Origin of the sequence: Bacillus sp. Bos-x628 (assembly GCF_040500475.1) — a bacterium.
GTDB lineage: Bacteria > Bacillota > Bacilli > Bacillales > Bacillaceae > Bacillus > Bacillus maqinnsis.
The window spans coordinates 2,799,966-2,817,221 of the sequence record NZ_CP159358.1 but is presented as its reverse complement, the minus strand read 5'-3'; the positions used below and the strand labels follow the sequence as shown (position 1 = coordinate 2,817,221).

Sequence of the window (17,256 nt, the reverse complement as noted above, 5' to 3'; positions counted from 1 at the left end):
CAAGTATATAAAATGATTTTCGTTACTTTGACAGTAACCGTCTATTTTTTTATTTATCTTAACCAACAGTTTTAGCTTGAATAAAAGGAGATTGAGTGCGAATGAACATTTCCATCCCCATTTTTCAGCAAGCAAAAATGATCGCTAGACACGCCGGATGTCTCCGAAATGTCCAGCATGTCAATATGATGGATGCTCTTCGTGCTGGACATCTATCATAAAGCCATAAATTTATTCAGCTCCACCAAGCAAAGGACGTATTAGAATGACTGAAGATGATGTAATCAAATTGCATCAGTGATCTGAACAATCGCAAGAAGATCAAAGTCTTCTCCGTTTATTTAGAAACACATTGCCACATGTCAGAAACAGCCAAACATTCTGTCCACCGCAACACAGTCATTTATCGACTGGCTAAATGCGAAGAACTGCTTGGGAAAAGATTAAAAGCTCGTGATACGACGATGCGGCTTCGTATTCAGATGCTGCTAAACCTTTAATGCAATTCCTATTGAATCATTCTTTCTGACACTTCATATATTTTGATGAGGAAAAGAAAGGCGAGAGGAGTAATGACTAGTGGATAAAGAAATGAGCCGCATCCCGCATCCTATTCGAGAGGACGGCGCTGGTGCTACAGACTTAGGACCGCGTGACGTCCTTCGTGATAGGGAGAACCCCGATATGCTGATTCCTCCTAAAACTGATGCCGGAACGATCCCTAATCTAAAGTTTTCTTATTCTGATACCCATATGCACTTGAACCATGGCGGCTGGTCTAGAGAAATTACTGAACGAGAGCTTCCTGTTTCAACAACAATTGCTGGGGTTAATATGCGGCTGAAACGCGGAGGTGTTCGCGAGCTTCATTGGCACAAGCAGGCAGAATGGGCATATATGATTTTGGGCAAAGCTCGGATTACTTCTGTTGATGAGTATGGCAGAAATGTCATCGCTGATGTATCAGAAGGAGATTTGTGGTATTTCCCGCCCGGTATCCCCCACTCCATCCAAGGTCTTGGGGAGGGCTGTGAATTTCTCCTTGTATTTGATGATGGACGTTTTTCTGAATTTGATACCTTTACAATCACAGATTGGTTTGCCCATACACCTAAAGATATTCTCTCAGCCAATTTTGGAGTGCCTTCGAACATGTTCGATCGAATTCCTAAGAAGCAGCGTTATATGTTTCAAGGCTCACCCCCGCAATCATTGCAAAGTCAGGAAGTACCTAATCCGTATGGCAACATTCAGCCGCCATTTACATATCAACTTCTCAAACAAAAACCGCTTACAACCTCTGGAGGATCGGTTAGAATAGTTGATTCTAAGAACTTCCCAGTCTCTAAAACCATTGCCGCTGCTCTTGTTGAAGTATTGCCTGGCGGGATGAGAGAAATGCATTGGCATCCTAATAATGATGAGTGGCAATATTATTTAACCGGCACTGCCAAAATGACTGTCTTTGGCGCAGGCGGTACAGCCCGAACCTTTAATTACAGAGCAGGTGATGTCGGCTATGTTCCTTTTGGAATGGGGCACTACATTCAAAATACCGGAGAACAAAGTCTTTGGTTTCTGGAAATTTTTAAAAGTGATCGTTTTGCAGATATTTCTCTCAATCAATGGATGGCTTTAACACCCCATCAATTAGTAAAAGATCATTTACATGTTGATGATGAATTCATCCGCGCGCTTCATCAAGAAAAATCACCCGTCGTCAAATATGAAAGATGACCATGTTGAACTTTTTTTGACATACTGCCTTTAGATCAACACGATGTAAAGCGATGTTTGATCTCATAAGCAGTTTATTCATGTGAATATATGAAAAGGCCTCTCTCATCACGATTATCGTCATCTATCAAAATATGAAAAAAATCGATTATTCCCACCTAATTGATATCAAACTTTCACTCTCATTTTTGTCGAACAGTCTTCAAGAAGGAGCATGAATATGCTGCACCTTTTTTGCCCAAATCATGGATGCAATAAAGCTTAAACAAAGCACGAATGTACCAAACATAAAAGGAAGCTCAATATTCAAATCAAATAGAATACCAGCAAGGCTTGGTCCGACAATATTTGCAAGACTCATAAAAGATGTATTCATGCCGCCGGCTAACCCTTGGCGATCACCTGCCATTTTGGAGAGCAATGTATTGAGAGCTGGACGAACAAAAGAGGTCGCCGCTAAAAATAAAATTGAAAACGTAAAGATAAGCCAATAAGAAGGTGCATATCGGCAAGCAATGAGCATAAAAGCAGCTCCTAGCAGTGCATAACGTACGACATGCATTTCACCAAACCGTTTGACACAGGTATTCACTAGAGCACCTTGAACAAGCACACCAGCTAGGCCTGCGACAGTAATCACAAATGCAATATCCTTTGGTGTAAATCCGTGTTTTTGATCTACGTATAAACCAAAAATCGACTCAAAGTGAATGATGCCAAAATGAAGCACAAAAGCTAAGATAAATAAAAAGCCATATGATGTTTTTAAAGCCTGAATCATCTGAACAAAAGGATTGAAGTTCATTTCTTGATTCAACCGTGCTTCTTCCTGCTTTTCCTTCGTTAACGTTTCAGGTAAATAAATGACCGACAAGAAGGTGGAGAGCGCGGCAAAAGAACCAGCAATGAGAAAAGGAAAGGCAATCCCGTATTCAACCAAATACCCGCCTACTCCCGGTCCAATGACAAAACCAAGTGTCATCGCTGCACTAAATAAGCCCATTCCTTTCCCGCGATCTGTTTCACTTGTAATGTCAGCGATATATGCAAACATGGCAGGCATTAATAGTGCCCCCGCAGCTCCGCCTAAGAATCGTGACACGAATAGTAGCCAAAGCTGATCGGCAAAAGCAAAGATAAATTGAGCAATTGTAAAGCCGGCGATCCCAGCGATAATCAGTTTTCTACGTCCAAAACGATCAGTCAATACACCAGCAATTGGCGACAAAGCAAATTGTGTGAGACCAGTAGCGGCAACGAGAAAGCCAAGGGTTTTTCCAGTTGCGCCAAAGGCTTCAATATAACTCGGCATGACAGGAACAATCAAACCAAAGCCTAGCATGGCGATGAAAATATTCAGCATCAAAATGTATAACCTGCCCATTTTCTTCATATAAAAACCTCTTTCTGCAAATAGATAAAATTAAAAATGATGTCAAAAAATATAATAACTTCTACAGTATATCGATTTCGTTGTCTATAAGTCTAGTTTTTCAAAAAATGGTGTTCTTTTCAAATAAAAAATACCCGCAGTTTGCGAGTAGTCAATCTAGCGTTATTCCGTTTGTTCATAGATAGCTAGAGCCGCCTGTAGCCTGCTCTGCACTTCATTGCTGCACCGCATTTCAATAAGGATGGTTTCAAGACCTGCTAAAACAAAAATGATGTTTATTTTAGCCCTTTGTCTATTTACACCGTGACCTGAAAACCATTGAAGTCTAGTTAGGTGCACTATTGCGGGGAATGAAGGGTCAATTCGTGCACGAGCACACAAGTACAAGACTTGACAATAAATGCGAAGGTTAATCTGCATGTTGCAGTACTGCTACTTACATACAGTGCCTTTCTTCTTCTCAAGCGGACAGACGAGACAATAAGCAAGATTTTCCGCTTTTTTCTCAAGTTGATAATACATACAGCAAGTTTTTCGGTCAGATGTTTGTAACAAACTTTCATCTAAATTCAAACTGCATTTGAAAGGATTTTGCTGAGAGCCAAATACTTCACCAGCCGCTTCCTTAAGAAAGACGTAATCTTCCTTCACCCGCTTTTTCATGGCGGGATCCTCCACTTTCTTCATCATGCTTCGATATAGAGAGTTGATGCGAACAGCTACATTTTCCCATAGGATGGAGTAAGGGAGTCTTGACACGCGGTGCAACACGTCTAAAAGAGGTGTGACGTACTGTGTGAAAAGAGCGAAAATCACTTGTTCTCTCCACTCGTTGCGATCTCCTTCTAATTGGACAAATGAACACGCTGATTTATTGAGAGCCATTTTTCGATCCTCTCTAAATACGCAAGCAGATGGTGAAATTTGATAAATGCTATCATATAATGTCATCAAGTATAAAGATGAACTGACCACTAAGTACGCATAGCGCTTAGAAAATATAGATGCCGCCACTGCAAGATTTGGTGCATGCATCGCTATCTTTTCAGCTTCCAATAAACGAGCAGCAGACTCTTCAGAAAAAAGCACAGCAAGTGTGCAATCGGCCTTGATTGGACTACTTGTGATGTGTATCCCAAAATCAAGTAATTCTCTCTCAACCCACTCTGGCATCATATCAAAACCCCCGTCTTTTTACATACGTTTCATTTATCGATTTCGTTGTTGGTATAATAAGTAAATAAAGAATGGCGCTCCGATTGCTGCTGTAAATACACCTGCTGGTACATCTAAAGGAAGAAAAGCAGTTCTTGCGACGAGATCTGCCAGCATCACTAGAATACCTCCGATCAGTGCAGAGGCCGGTACAAGGGCAATAAAGGAACGACCAATGATCAACCTTGCCACATGAGGCGCCATAAGCCCGACAAATTCAATCCCGCCTGCAAACGCAACCGCAATGCCGGCTAAAATCACACTTAATAAAAGAAAGAATAACCGTTTTGCCTGTACCTTTACCCCAAGACCTGTCGCAAGGTCATCACCAAGCTCCTTCACATTCATCGTTCTTGCTAACATCATGACGATAGGTAAAATGATCATGACCCAAGGAAGCATGGCTGTCACGTCTTTCATCGTGGAGCCATATAAACTGCCCGTTAGCCATATATATGACTTTGTCGTTGTCATCGTATCACTCAAAACAAGGGTAAACGTAACGCAAGCTTTCATGATGGCTGAAATGCCAATCCCCATCAACACAAGCGTAATCGGCTTGACGCCTTTCTTCCAAGAAAGCAAATAAATCAGGCAGGATACCGCAAAAGCACCTGCAATCGCCCATAATGACTGATAAGCAATTGGCACAGTTCCCATCCAAAAAACGATAAACATAATCGCACCAAATGAAGCACCGCTTGTAATTCCAATGAGATCAGGTGATGCAAGCGGATTTCGAATTAATCCTTGTAAAATCAGCCCTGAAACCGCAAGTGAAGCCCCAACTAGAACAGCAAGCAATGTTCTTGGAATCCTCAGCGTATTTAAAACAAACGAATTTTCTCCTTCTTGACCAATCAAATGAAGCATTACATCCACCGGCTGAATAAACTGGCTTCCCATACACAGACTGAAAATAAACAAACCAAATGCAATCACCATTAATAAAAGTAAAATCAAAAAAGTCCGCTTTGAAAATTGAAACGAAATGAGCCCACCCTTTGAGCGAACTGTATATGTTTTAGCCACCCGCCTTCAACCCCTTGCGCACGAGATAAACAAATAAAGGTGCTCCCGCTACAGCAGTCATAACGCCAATCGGCACTTCCTGAGGCATAATCAGAAAACGAGCCGCAATATCAGCCACAAGTAAAAGAGACGCACCAACCACAGCACAATACGGCAGTACCCAGCGATGGTCAGGTCCGACAAGCTTTTTCACAATATGCGGCACGAGAAAACCAACAAAACCAATAGAACCAGCTACAGCAACTGAACCACCAGCTAAAAAAACGACAAGCACCCCCATCGTAATTTTCAGCAACAATGTACGCTGACCGAGTCCTTTGGCAATATCTTCTCCTGACAGTAGAACATTGATCGCACGTCCGAGAAGCAGTGCCACAATGGTAGCCCCTATGATATAAGGTAACACAGGCAGAAGCATATCGATACTTCGTCCAGAGACAGAACCAGCCATCCAAAACAAGATACTTTGAATCGACTGCTCATTCACAATTAAAAGGCCTTGTGTAAAGGACGCAAACAGGGCAGAAATGGCAGCCCCTGCTAGCACAATTTTGACCGGCGTGAGTCCATCTCTCCCGATCGAGCCTAATAGAAAAACAAGCATTCCGGCAATAGCAGATCCTAAAAAAGCTGTCCACATATAGGCTGTTAACGACTCTGTCGAGAAGAAAATAATAGAGATCACGATGAAAAATAAACCGCCGGCGTTGATCCCTAATAAATCAGGAGCAGCAAGCGGGTTTCTCGTTAATGCCTGCATAAGTGCACCTGAAATGGCTAAACTTGAACCAACGACCATTGCAATTAAAGCTCGTGATAGCCTAGAAGTCATGACAATGACACTGTTTGCATCAGATTCATCAAAATGAAGAAAAGCATGGATGGTGGCTTTGAGGGGAATAGTCGTTTGCCCAAGAGAAATACTGAGCATAAAAAAGACCAACATCAACACGATGAACCCCGCAAATAGCAGCGCCTTACTCGAATCCTTTTTTAATAAACTTCTCATCTGATTCCCGCTTTCAATCTGTTATGGAAAAAGGAGAAAATGATTTTTTCACATTTTCTCCTCTGTGATTTCTTATTTTTCAAGTCCTAGTCGATCATAAATATCATCAAGCATCATGTTTGCAGCAATGATACCGCCAGCCATGTTCCAAGTGATTTCATCTACTTTGTAAACTTGTTTCGCTTTCACCGCATCAAGCTGCTTCCATAAAGGATGACTCGTCCACTCTTTATACGCTTTTTCGACAGCCTTATCTTGATCATCCATGAAGTAATAAATCACATCTGCGTTCATTTGCGGAATGCTCTCTTTATCTGTCAGTGTAATGATATCTTGTTTTTTATCTTTGACATTTTTAGGTCCCCCAAAACCAAGCTCTGTTAAAATAGATCCCGCAAAGCCAGTTTGATAAATTCTTGCATGATCTGCACGGAAGTTTACAACCGCTACATTCATTGGCCAGTTTTTAATGTTCTTTTGGGCCTTTTCTTTAAAGTCAGCCACACGATCGTTCCACTTCGTTAACAGTTCTTTCGACTTGTCTTCCCGATTTAACGCTTCACCCATGAGTTTTACTGTATCTTTAAACGTATAGACTGTCTCTGTTGCAACAGTCGGTGCAATTTCTTTTAACTGATCAAAGATTTGCTCATGACGAACTTTAGACGCAATGATCAAATCTGGGTTTAGTTTTTTAATTTCCTCTAAGTTCGGCTGCGTTTCCTGCCCAACAATTTTAACATCCTTTAGATCATCTCTTAAATATTTATATTTAGGCGTCTCAAGCCAAGATTCCACAACACCTACTGGCTTAATGCCCATTGCTACCGCTGCATCTGTAGCTCCTTGGTATAATGTCACAACACGCTTAGGCGTCCCTTTAATTTCAGTTGAACCGATAGCGCTTTCAACAGTCCGAGCTTTCTCTTTACTGTCTGACTTTCCTTCACTGCTGTTATTCCCGCAAGCCGCAAGCAAAACAATGGAGAACACAACTAACAAAGACAAAAAAGATTTTCTGAACATGTACCTCACCTATCCAATCTATATGTAGTTATATCATTTGATAACGATTATCATTATCACACTATGATTTTATCATAGAAAAGGATGGTGTCAAAGTAAAATTTTAAGATACAGATAGAGATTCGCTAATTTTGACAGTTTCATCGCATGACATGCCACTTTGCCCATTTGAATCGTACGACCTATTTGCTCTCATGCATGTAATAGAACCGACAAATAGATTACTGATTGCTGTTTGATCTGTTCAAATGCATGATAGGAAATAGGAATCTTTCACTCTTTCCCTTCTCATCTGCTTCCATCATAGTAAATAGAAAATCCATAAGAAATAGAAAAAAGACGAACTTCAACAGTTCGCCTCAAATTGAAGAGAAAGTAAGGGTTTTCAAAGACAAGATGTCAAAGAAACCCTCATTTTCTTTATTTGCTAGCGAGATTTACTCGACAACGTGACGTATAATAAAAGAGAACACAACGCCATGAAGGCATTTGATTAATAAGTGAAATCAAAATGGTATCACCATTTTTAAAAAATTTATAGTTATATGTCTAGTAGATTGTTTTTAAGCATTCATCTTTTGAGCAAAATGCTTTCTAAAAGATGAGGATATTTCTTCTGGTAGCAAAGTTATACAAGAAGAATTCGACTTCTCATTTTTTATTTTTAAAAATATAATAGAGGTGTCTACAACAGAACGAGTTTCATTTAGTAACTACTTGAACTTAGTGGTGTTATGAGCAACATGTACTTCTTTTATACCACATGCAATTGCCACTTCATGTAAAGAAGTAACATCACTAGTACACGCTAACTGCCCTCCAGTAGTTGCATAACAGCCGTTATCTAAAATTATAATTTTTAAATTTTTCTGATTTATTTTTGCTACAGTACTTAATCCACCCAAATTCATTAATAAAGATCCATCGCCATCTATTACATATACATTTTCTGTAGTTCCTAATGCTAGACCTAGCCCAAATGAGATAGGCATCCCCATTGAACCTAACATGTAGAAATTATTATCTCTTTCATTAATTGATTTCCAAATTTCTGAAGTCTCACCTAAGGGAGATACAACTAGTTCATTACTTATAAATTTGTTAAATTCAACAAAAACATCAATTTTATTCATTTTAACATCTCTTTTCTTGGTAACAAAATGAACACTGGTTCATTGTAATAAGCCGCTAAATCCAAAGCTTCCCTAAATGTGTTTTCTAGCTGAGAAATACTGGATATTTCAAAGAATTTGCACCCAAGTGAAACTATAATATTTCTTGTAGCACTACCAATTACATTTTGAACAGGATTGGTTTCAAAAGTATCATCTCCCCTTAAAGAAACCAATATTACAAAACCTATTTTGTATGAAATGCTTAAAGAAGCCAAACTATTTAAACAGTTACCTAAACCAGAGTTTTGCATCATTATAACTGCTTTTTCATTAGCAATTGATAATCCTGAGATAATACCTATACCTTCTTCCTCTCTTGTAACTATAATATTTTCGAGTTTATCAGAATCATGAAAATCATAATAAGAAGCTAGTATAGTACAAGGTACACTAACGACGTATTTAATATTGTTACCCTCTAGAATTTGTCGAAGAGGTCTCGTTTTGAGATCTATCAAAATATTTACACCTCCAAAGAAGCGCACTCTATATTTTCCGAATATTCAATACTTTCCGCGCCAATAAACTTAGCAAACCGTTTTAAAATCGCCCCTATCTCTTTTAAGTGAAATTCTTTTTCCATAGGATAAAATAAAGATAATTTGTTCACTTGTAGTTTTTTCTCATTTCTAAACAATTTCAGATCTATCACTCCAACTAATCTTTCACCAATTAAAATTGGCATCCCGAAATAACCAAACTTTCTCTTTTCTTTAGGTATATAACTTTCTAGACGATAATCCACATTAAATAATTTTTGTACTCTTGATCTGTCTCTGAGAAGATTATCAAATGGAGTTAATAGTGTGCATGCTTCACTCTCAACTTGAGCAATTTTCTCAATTAAGTGAACATCACAATCTCTAATATAATGACTCTCCCCATCATTTATCCCGTTTATCATGATTGGTAGTAATTTTTTATCACTAATCATACCGTTAATTATTTTTGATGTCTTCTTTTTATTCAATCCAAAATAGTTTTTCGCTTCTTTAATTGTAGCAATACCTAAATTTTCAAATGCTTTATCAATAAAATATTCAAGCATTGATTCACTTTTGTTCTCCACTGTATTAGATCTTTCAGGTGGTAAACTATAAACTTTTCTAAATTTACTATCTCTTTTCACTCTTAATAAGTCTGCTCTCCATAATTTATCTAGTGCATTTCTCGTAGGTGTGACTTGCCACGCATCATTTGATGAGGTCTTGCTATTAGAGTCTATAGATTGCAATTTCTTTTTGCTTTTTGCTTTGTTATAAATATCTAATATGAAGTCTAGTTCTGGGTCCTCTTGTAATTTTGCTTTATTACTTAAATGAGTATCTTTTAAATACGATATTGAACTATAAGGTAATATGCACAAGGCGTATAAATATTGTTCAAATATTAAATCAAGTTTGTATAGATCTAATAACATACTTTTCTTATAGTCTAATATTCTCGTCCAAAGAAATATATCCTGACTTCTAGCCGTTACATTCATAGTATCTAGTTGTATATAACCTAAGTCATTTAATAAAGTATTAATGCCGTTGATTCCATTTAATTCGCTTTTCTTCAAAAGCTTTTGTTTATATAACTGAATTTTTACTAAGGTATTGAAGTTTGTCTTTAACATTTTTAACCCCCCTCTTTTGTCATTTCACTTAATTTTGCGGAATGATTATTAAAATGTTTCATATATACAGTACCAGTGATTAGAGTAATAAGAGCAAACGATAAACCAAAGATAAGAAAAATGTTACTTACACTTTCACTACCAAATTGAGTAGTGATATGAGCAACTGTTATAGTTCCTAGTGGAAATCCTAATGCACCGGCAGTACTTAATAAAGTGAAAATTCTCCCTTGTTTGTTCTCTGGCACTAGTAATTGAAATATCGTTCTGTTGTAAATCATTGAAGGTGCAGATATAAGACCTGCTATCCCAAGCATTAAGGCAAAGAAATATATATTCATTGGCAGACCTAGTGTTGAGTAGAAAACTCCATGAAATCCTAATGATAACAAAACAATATATATGGGATTAAATTTAGTTTTATATACACCAACTAAAATTGATCCAATGATGATTCCAATAGAAGTTGAAGCCATTAATAAACCATATCCAGTAGCACCTGCATTTTTGGTTTGTTCGGTTAATATAGGTAATAAAGTAGGTGTTGTTCCCCATATAAAAAGGTTATAGAAAAAATTTAAAACTACTAAGGAACCTACGACTTTATCTTTAACGATATATGTAATCCCATTCTTAAACTCAATAAACCACTCAAGTATTCGATTCTTAGAAACTGTCTTCACTTTTTCCTTAACATGAGAAAAACTTCTTAAGAAGAAGAATAATGTTGATGCAAACACCAATAAGACAAAATTAATCAAAAAAGCATAGGGGCCGATTTTTGTTGTAGCAATTATACCTCCTATCATTGGTCCTATAACAAATGCTAAATCAAATTGAATATTCATTAAAGAATTTGCAGGAAGAAGATCTTTTTTGGGGAGTATTCTGAACAATAGCATAGTCTCTCCAGATTTCACAATTGGAGCTATCGAACTTGATAAACTCAATAAAACAAAAAAGATAATGAAGTCAATTGTTGTAATTAATGTCATATTAAATAATAAAAATAAAAATAGTAAAGCTCTTGTTAAGTTAGCAAAAACAACAACATAAACAATTTTAACTTTATCTAAAAAAGTCCCCCAAATTGGTGCAAACAACATGGATGGCAACTCTAAACATAGTAGAGAAATCGCAATGAACACAGGATTGTTTGTTTCTTGATAAATAAACCAGATGATTGTGATTACAGCTATTGAGTGTGCTAATGTATTTAAAAATGAAGATAAAAATAAAATAGAAAAATATTTATTTTTAAGGACTTCCCAGTACAATGAGAACTTACTCATCCCTTATACCTCTTTCTTCAATTATAGATTTAATTTCTGGTACACTTTTTGGCATTATTATTAATTTTGCAATTACTTCATTTCTTTTAATTATCGCTTTTTTCATCGGTTCAATAGCTAAAGACATACCAGTACCTGCTTCATTAAATCTGTTTAACGCTCCACTTTCTAAAATACCTGAGTGTACTTTTATTTTATCTTGACCTTCAGCGGGTAGTAACATTGCTATTTGATCCTCTGTACATTCCAGCCCCCAACCTAACCTCCATTCAAATGTTCTTTCACCATTTGGGATAAATAAGTTATGCCATTGACCATTCATTTTAGCTTGATGAAGTCTGAACCAACCGTCAGGTTTCAATCCTAGAAATACATCCCCCCTCTTAACCCAATAGTCAATGTTCAATGTATTTCCCAAACTTTGCAACTCTTCTTCTTTACAAGATAACTGGTATTCTTCCACGGGTTCAACCTGAACTTCTATTGGTGACCTAATTTCCCAACTTATTCTTTGCGCTAATACATAAGGTCTGCAAAAACCTTTGATTCTTTGATGATAAACATATCGAAGATCCTCAAATTTTTTTGAGTTTGGAGACTCTCCCTTATTTTTTTCAGGTATTATTGACCAATCATTCAATTTCAAAAATTTAGTAATATTGTTGCTCACGTTATCCATCTCCTTAGAAAAACAAAAAGAAGGCGAATTACGAATTACCTTCTTTTTTGTCTACCATTTTAATTGGTGGCTTTGACTTCAGTATCTACAACTATTCTACTTTTAGTTTTAAATATAATTACTATCGGATGATAATGTATTTTTTAAGTCAAACTGGATTAAGAATAAGTGAAGTACTAGCTTTAAAGTGGACAGATATCCATGATGGAAAGGTTACTGTTGAAAGACAGACAAGCAGAGGAATTAATAATAAGGTTATATTGAAGTCCATAAAGAGTACATCTAGTTATCATACAATAGGTTTGAATCCTGACCTATGAGAAGAGTTAAACCAGTTAAAATTATTACAAGAGAAATTAATATCTACGCATGGTACTATATTTAAGATGAATAGTGATAAAATCATTTTAAAAAACCTAAAGGCAATTATTTAACGCCATCTGTAGTTAGAGAAGTCATAAAAGGTCATTGCACACGTGCAAGCGTTTCATATAAGGGTACGATTAGGACATTCTAGTATAAAAACAACCGCAGATAAGTATCTCCATGTCACCAAAAAATTGAGGACCAGGCAATGGGAATGTATCTGCGGTATGTTGAGTAATTATTTTTTTGTGGGTGTTTTGTGGGTGATCATCAAAAATGTATCATATAAACACCTTAAATCCCCGGTAAATCAATGGTTAACCTATGCTGCCTTCCATCTCAAACTTAATCAAACGATTCATTTCAACAGCGTATTCCATTGGCAGTTCTTTTGTAAATGGCTCGATGAAACCCATGACGATCATTTCTGTTGCTTCTTCTTCAGAAATACCACGGCTCATCAAGTAGAAAAGTTGTTCTTCTGATACTTTTGATACTTTTGCTTCGTGCTCTAATGAAATGTTGTCATTCAAGATTTCATTGTAAGGAATCGTATCAGAAGTCGATTTGTTATCCATAATGAGTGTGTCACACTCGATGTTTGAGCGTGCACCGTCTGCTTTGCGTCCGAAGTGTACGATTCCGCGGTACGTAACTTTACCACCTTGTTTCGAAATCGATTTCGATACGATCGTAGAAGATGTGTTTGGTGCAAGGTGAATCATTTTTGCTCCTGCATCTTGGTGCTGACCTTTACCTGCTAGGGCAATACTTAATGTCATACCACGTGCGCCTTCACCTTTTAAGATGACAGCAGGGTATTTCATTGTCAGCTTAGAACCGATGTTTCCATCAATCCATTCCATTGTTGCGTTCTCTTCACAAACCGTCCGTTTCGTTACAAGGTTGAAGACGTTGTTTGCCCAGTTTTGAATCGTTGTATAACGACAGTAGCCGCCTTTTTTAACAATGATTTCAACAACTGCACTGTGAAGTGAGTTTGTTGTATAAACTGGTGCTGTGCAACCTTCTACATAATGCACATGTGCACCTTCGTCAACGATGATCAGCGTACGCTCGAACTGCCCCATGTTTTCAGAATTGATACGGAAGTATGCTTGAAGTGGAGTGTCTACTTTTACGCCTTTTGGTACGTAGATAAATGAACCGCCAGACCATACAGCCGAGTTCAGCGCAGCAAATTTGTTGTCAGTCGGCGGAATGACCTTTGCCCAGTGCTCGCGGAAGATGTCTTCGTTCTCTTTTAATGCACTGTCTGTATCTTTGAATACAATTCCTTGATCTTCAAGGTCTTGCTTCATGTTGTGATACACAACTTCAGATTCGTACTGAGCAGATACACCTGCTAAATACTTTTGCTCTGCTTCTGGAATCCCAAGCTTATCAAAAGTTTGTTTAATTTCTTCAGGCACTTCATCCCAAGAACGCTCTGAACGTTCTGACGGTTTAACGTAATAGGTGATTTCATCAAAGTTTAATGCATGTAAGTCTCCGCCCCATTGCGGCATCGGCATGTTATAAAAGTGTTCAAGAGATTTCAAGCGAAAGTCGAGCATCCACTGAGGCTCTTCCTTCATACGAGAAATTTCTTCAACGATTTCTTTTGTCAGTCCGCGCTCTGAACGGAAAATGGAAACGTCTTTATCAGAAAAGCCATATTTATATTCACCAACATCCGGCATTTTTTTAGCCATCCATTTTCACTCCAATCTTATGATTTGCCGTTATCTTCGGCAGATGCGCCTTTTTCAAGCGCCTTCCATGATAATGTTGCACATTTGATGCGTGCTGGGAATTTCGCTACTCCTTGCAGCGCCTCAATGTCGCCAAGATCAATGGAATCGTCGTATTCTTTACCTTGCATCATATCTGAAAAAATCCGAGACATTTTTAAGGCTGTTGCAATATCTTTCCCTTTTATCGCCTGCGTCATCATCGAGGCAGATGCCATTGAAATCGAGCATCCTTCCCCCTCAAATTTCGCATCCTTGACCTGCTGATCTTCAATTTTCATTGTTAAACGAATGCGATCACCACATGTCGGGTTGTTCATATCGACTACAATGCTGTCGTTTAGCACACCTTTGTTTCTCGGATTTTTATAATGATCCATAATCACTTGTCTGTACAGTGTATCTAAATTTACATTAAAAGACATTCGTAAAATACTCCTTTGTCTTACGGAGCGCTGCAATGAGCTCGTCAATCTCTTCTTCTGTATTGTAAATATAGAAGCTCGCTCTTGCCGTCGCTGATACGCCAAGCCATTTCATGAGCGGCTGCGCACAATGATGACCAGCACGAATGGCCACACCTTCCGAATCAAGTACAGTTGACGCATCATGCGGATGAACGTCATCTAAGTTAAACGTCACAAGACCAGCTCGATGCTCCGGACCATACACAACCGCACCTTCTAGTTCCTTAAAGCGCTCAAGCGCATAAGACGCAAGCTGTTGCTCATAACGGCTTATCTCATCCATACCGATCTCATTTAAGAAATCAATCGCTTTTCCAAGTCCAACTGCTCCTGCGATGATCGGCGTACCCGCTTCAAATTTCCACGGAAGCTCTTTCCAAGTGGAATCGTACAGATCCACAAAGTCGATCATTTCACCACCAAACTCGGCAGGCTCCATATTATTCAAAAGATCTTTCTTCCCATAAAGCACACCAATTCCCGTCGGTCCACACATTTTATGCCCAGAAAAAGCGAAAAAGTCGCAATCTAGCTCTTGAACATTGATTTGCATGTGCGGTGTGCTTTGAGCACCATCCACCACTATGATCGCCCCATGATCGTGAGCGATTTTGGCGATTTCTTTAATCGGGTTAATGGTTCCTAATACGTTTGAGACATGTGTGACAGCCACAATTTTCGTATGATGTGTGATCGTTTGTTTCACATCTTCAAGTGATAACGTACCGTCTTTCTGTAATGGAATATATTTTAATGTTGCGCCCGTTGCTTTCGCTGCCTGCTGCCAAGGGATGATATTCGCATGATGCTCCATATGCGTCATCACAATCTCATCGCCTTCTTTAAGGTTCGCTCTTGCATAACTCATCGCAACCGTATTAAGAGCCGTTGTTGCTCCTCTTGTAAAAATGATTTCTTGGACAGAGGAAGCACGTATGAATGCACGAACTTTTTCTCTTGCACCCTCGTATGCATCCGTTGCTTTCGTGCCAAGGGTATGAACACCTCTATGGACGTTCGAGTTATAAGACCGGTAATACTCATTCAATGCATCAATCACAACTCTTGGCTTTTGAGAAGTAGCCGCACTGTCCAAATACACCAAATCATGCCCGTTCACTTGCTGATGAAGAATTGGAAATTGCTCACGAACGTCTTTGATATTCATCATTTGACTTTCCTTTCAATTACAGAAATGAGTTGCTTTTTAACTCCTTCAATCGGCAGTTCTTTTACAACTGGATTTAAGAATCCATAAATTACAAGCCTTTCTGCATCTTCTTTGGAAATCCCGCGGCTCATGAGGTAATAAAGCTGAGTTGGGTCGACACGACCAACAGAGGCTGCGTGTCCTGCTGTGACATCATCTTCATCAATTAATAGAATTGGGTTTGCATCCCCGCGTGCTTTTTCACTAAGCATGAGTACACGTGATTCCTGCTCTGCATTTGACTTTGTCGCACCATGCTCGATTTTGCCAATTCCGTTAAAAATAGAGGATGCTTGGTCCTTCATCACACCATGCTTCAAGATATATCCTTCAGAGTTTTTACCGAAGTGAATGATACTTGTTGTGAAGTTTTCTGTCTGTTTACCTCGACCAACTACGACAGATTTCGTATCACCGAATGTGCCGTCTCCCATCAGCTTTGTGATGTTTTCAGACACTGTGTCTCCATCATTCATCAAGCCAAGCGCCCATTCGATTTTACTTTCACGGCCGTTTGCCATTCCGCGCCTATTCACGTATACCGTGACACCTTCAGCAAGGTTATCTACTGCACCGTATGTCACGCGAGCATTCGCTCCTGTAAACACTTCAGAGACAATGTTAAATATTGCTTCCTCTGGCTTTGCTGTACTGATGTAGTTTTCTACATATGTCACAGCACTATGATCATCTGCTACCACAATGACATGGTTGAATAGGGTTGTTTCTTCTTTTTCATGAAGATAAACCGCTTGGATTGGTGCTTCAAGCTCAACATGTTTCGGAACGTAAAGAAAAGCTCCGCCGTTAACTAAAGCCGCATGCAAGGCTGTCAGCTTGTGCTCGTCGACTTTTACAGCATCTTTCATAAAATATTGTTCAACCAAATCAGCATGTTCACGAATGGCCGTATGGATGTCAGTAAAGATGACACCTTTGTCCTTCGCTTCAGTGGAAAGCGACAAGTAAGCCGGCGTTTGGTCACGCTGAATGTATAATGTCTTGTCTGTATCCTCGAGGTCAATCAACAATTTCACTTCTTCTGGAAGCTCTTCTAATGATCTAAATGGCACATTTTCGACTGTATGCTGTTTAAAGTTTGTTAAATTCCAATTTGATATATTCGTTTTATCAGGCTTTGGCATTGGGAGATCTTCTGCTTTTTCAAGAGCCTGTAAGCGAAGGGAGCTCATCCATGCCGGTTCCTGATGCTTCTCGGAGAAGCTTTTGACATAATCTTGATCTACAGATAATTTCGTTTCTAATGTCATCAATAATCC

General features: G+C 38.5%; 16 protein-coding genes. 2 read left to right on the top strand and 14 right to left on the bottom strand.

What is annotated here, in order from left to right; translation table 11 throughout:
• The first annotated feature begins 359 nt into the window (after positions 1-359).
• Both ABVJ71_RS14445 and ABVJ71_RS14440 read left to right on the top strand, forming a co-directional pair.
• Positions 360-500, top strand: a complete 141-nt coding sequence (locus ABVJ71_RS14445; protein WP_353854637.1) for a helix-turn-helix domain-containing protein — start codon at positions 360-362, stop codon at positions 498-500.
• Positions 501-579: 79 nt separating this feature from the next.
• On the top strand, positions 580-1,737 hold the full coding sequence (locus ABVJ71_RS14440; RefSeq protein WP_353854636.1) for an oxalate decarboxylase family bicupin: 1,158 nt from the start codon (positions 580-582) through the stop codon (positions 1,735-1,737).
• A 202-nt stretch (positions 1,738-1,939) separates the two neighbouring features.
• Here ABVJ71_RS14440 and ABVJ71_RS14435 read toward each other — a convergent pair whose 3' ends face one another.
• From ABVJ71_RS14435 to sufD, 14 genes are all read right to left on the bottom strand, one after another.
• Positions 1,940-3,130 carry an MFS transporter gene (locus tag ABVJ71_RS14435; RefSeq protein ID WP_353854635.1) on the bottom strand — a complete coding sequence of 397 codons (1,191 nt, stop codon included), beginning with the start codon at positions 3,128-3,130 and terminating at the stop codon, positions 1,940-1,942.
• A 432-nt stretch (positions 3,131-3,562) separates the two neighbouring features.
• Complete coding sequence (locus tag ABVJ71_RS14430; RefSeq protein WP_353854634.1) at positions 3,563-4,306, bottom strand: IucA/IucC family C-terminal-domain containing protein; 744 nt, start codon at positions 4,304-4,306, stop codon at positions 3,563-3,565.
• Positions 4,307-4,339: 33 nt separating this feature from the next.
• Complete coding sequence (locus ABVJ71_RS14425; protein ID WP_353854633.1) at positions 4,340-5,377, bottom strand: iron ABC transporter permease; 1,038 nt, start codon at positions 5,375-5,377, stop codon at positions 4,340-4,342.
• On the bottom strand, positions 5,370-6,386 hold the full coding sequence (locus ABVJ71_RS14420) for an iron ABC transporter permease (protein ID WP_353854632.1): 1,017 nt from the start codon (positions 6,384-6,386) through the stop codon (positions 5,370-5,372). Before ABVJ71_RS14420 ends, ABVJ71_RS14425 begins: the two co-directional genes overlap by 8 nt.
• Before the next feature lie 72 nt (positions 6,387-6,458).
• Positions 6,459-7,412, bottom strand: a complete 954-nt coding sequence (locus ABVJ71_RS14415) for an iron-siderophore ABC transporter substrate-binding protein (RefSeq protein WP_353854631.1) — start codon at positions 7,410-7,412, stop codon at positions 6,459-6,461.
• A 713-nt stretch (positions 7,413-8,125) separates the two neighbouring features.
• On the bottom strand, positions 8,126-8,545 hold the full coding sequence (locus tag ABVJ71_RS14410; protein WP_353854630.1) for a thiamine pyrophosphate-dependent enzyme: 420 nt from the start codon (positions 8,543-8,545) through the stop codon (positions 8,126-8,128).
• A complete protein-coding gene (locus ABVJ71_RS14405) occupies positions 8,542-9,045 on the bottom strand; it encodes a hypothetical protein (RefSeq protein ID WP_353854629.1) in 504 nt (167 codons plus the stop codon). Before ABVJ71_RS14405 ends, ABVJ71_RS14410 begins: the two co-directional genes overlap by 4 nt.
• 5 nt (positions 9,046-9,050) lie before the next feature.
• The gene (locus tag ABVJ71_RS14400; protein WP_353854628.1) at positions 9,051-10,208 is read right to left on the bottom strand and encodes a crosslink repair DNA glycosylase YcaQ family protein; all 1,158 of its coding nucleotides are present in this window, start codon (positions 10,206-10,208) and stop codon (positions 9,051-9,053) included.
• Positions 10,209-10,210: 2 nt separating this feature from the next.
• The gene (locus tag ABVJ71_RS14395; protein ID WP_353854627.1) at positions 10,211-11,500 is read right to left on the bottom strand and encodes an MFS transporter; all 1,290 of its coding nucleotides are present in this window, start codon (positions 11,498-11,500) and stop codon (positions 10,211-10,213) included.
• A complete protein-coding gene (locus tag ABVJ71_RS14390) occupies positions 11,493-12,170 on the bottom strand; it encodes a hypothetical protein (RefSeq protein ID WP_353854626.1) in 678 nt (225 codons plus the stop codon). The genes ABVJ71_RS14395 and ABVJ71_RS14390 overlap by 8 nt, the downstream gene beginning before the upstream one ends.
• A 692-nt stretch (positions 12,171-12,862) precedes the next feature.
• Positions 12,863-14,260 carry a Fe-S cluster assembly protein SufB gene (gene sufB, locus ABVJ71_RS14385; RefSeq protein ID WP_353854625.1) on the bottom strand — a complete coding sequence of 466 codons (1,398 nt, stop codon included), beginning with the start codon at positions 14,258-14,260 and terminating at the stop codon, positions 12,863-12,865.
• 17 nt (positions 14,261-14,277) lie between these two features.
• Positions 14,278-14,724: a Fe-S cluster assembly sulfur transfer protein SufU gene (gene sufU / locus ABVJ71_RS14380; protein WP_353854624.1), complete on the bottom strand. Its 447-nt coding sequence runs from the start codon at positions 14,722-14,724 to the stop codon at positions 14,278-14,280.
• Complete coding sequence (locus ABVJ71_RS14375; RefSeq protein ID WP_353856696.1) at positions 14,714-15,934, bottom strand: cysteine desulfurase; 1,221 nt, start codon at positions 15,932-15,934, stop codon at positions 14,714-14,716. The genes sufU and ABVJ71_RS14375 overlap by 11 nt, the downstream gene beginning before the upstream one ends.
• On the bottom strand, positions 15,934-17,247 hold the full coding sequence (gene sufD / locus ABVJ71_RS14370; protein WP_353854623.1) for a Fe-S cluster assembly protein SufD: 1,314 nt from the start codon (positions 17,245-17,247) through the stop codon (positions 15,934-15,936). The genes ABVJ71_RS14375 and sufD overlap by 1 nt, the downstream gene beginning before the upstream one ends.
• Positions 17,248-17,256 lie beyond the last annotated feature (9 nt).

Bases quoted from the DNA above. Each gene is read 5' to 3' on its own strand.
- ABVJ71_RS14445 (WP_353854637.1), top strand. From the start codon at position 360: ATGTCAGAAACAGCCAAACATTCTGTCCACCGCAACACAGTCATTTAT.
- ABVJ71_RS14435 (WP_353854635.1), bottom strand. From the start codon at position 3,130: ATGAAGAAAATGGGCAGGTTATACATTTTGATGCTGAATATTTTCATC.
- ABVJ71_RS14430 (WP_353854634.1), bottom strand. From the start codon at position 4,306: ATGATGCCAGAGTGGGTTGAGAGAGAATTACTTGATTTTGGGATACAC.
- ABVJ71_RS14420 (WP_353854632.1), bottom strand. From the start codon at position 6,386: ATGAGAAGTTTATTAAAAAAGGATTCGAGTAAGGCGCTGCTATTTGCG.
- ABVJ71_RS14415 (WP_353854631.1), bottom strand. From the start codon at position 7,412: ATGTTCAGAAAATCTTTTTTGTCTTTGTTAGTTGTGTTCTCCATTGTT.
- ABVJ71_RS14410 (WP_353854630.1), bottom strand. From the start codon at position 8,545: ATGAATAAAATTGATGTTTTTGTTGAATTTAACAAATTTATAAGTAAT.
- ABVJ71_RS14400 (WP_353854628.1), bottom strand. From the start codon at position 10,208: ATGTTAAAGACAAACTTCAATACCTTAGTAAAAATTCAGTTATATAAA.
- ABVJ71_RS14395 (WP_353854627.1), bottom strand. From the start codon at position 11,500: ATGAGTAAGTTCTCATTGTACTGGGAAGTCCTTAAAAATAAATATTTT.
- sufB (WP_353854625.1), bottom strand. From the start codon at position 14,260: ATGGCTAAAAAAATGCCGGATGTTGGTGAATATAAATATGGCTTTTCT.
- sufU (WP_353854624.1), bottom strand. From the start codon at position 14,724: ATGTCTTTTAATGTAAATTTAGATACACTGTACAGACAAGTGATTATG.
- ABVJ71_RS14375 (WP_353856696.1), bottom strand. From the start codon at position 15,934: ATGAATATCAAAGACGTTCGTGAGCAATTTCCAATTCTTCATCAGCAA.
- sufD (WP_353854623.1), bottom strand. From the start codon at position 17,247: ATGACATTAGAAACGAAATTATCTGTAGATCAAGATTATGTCAAAAGC.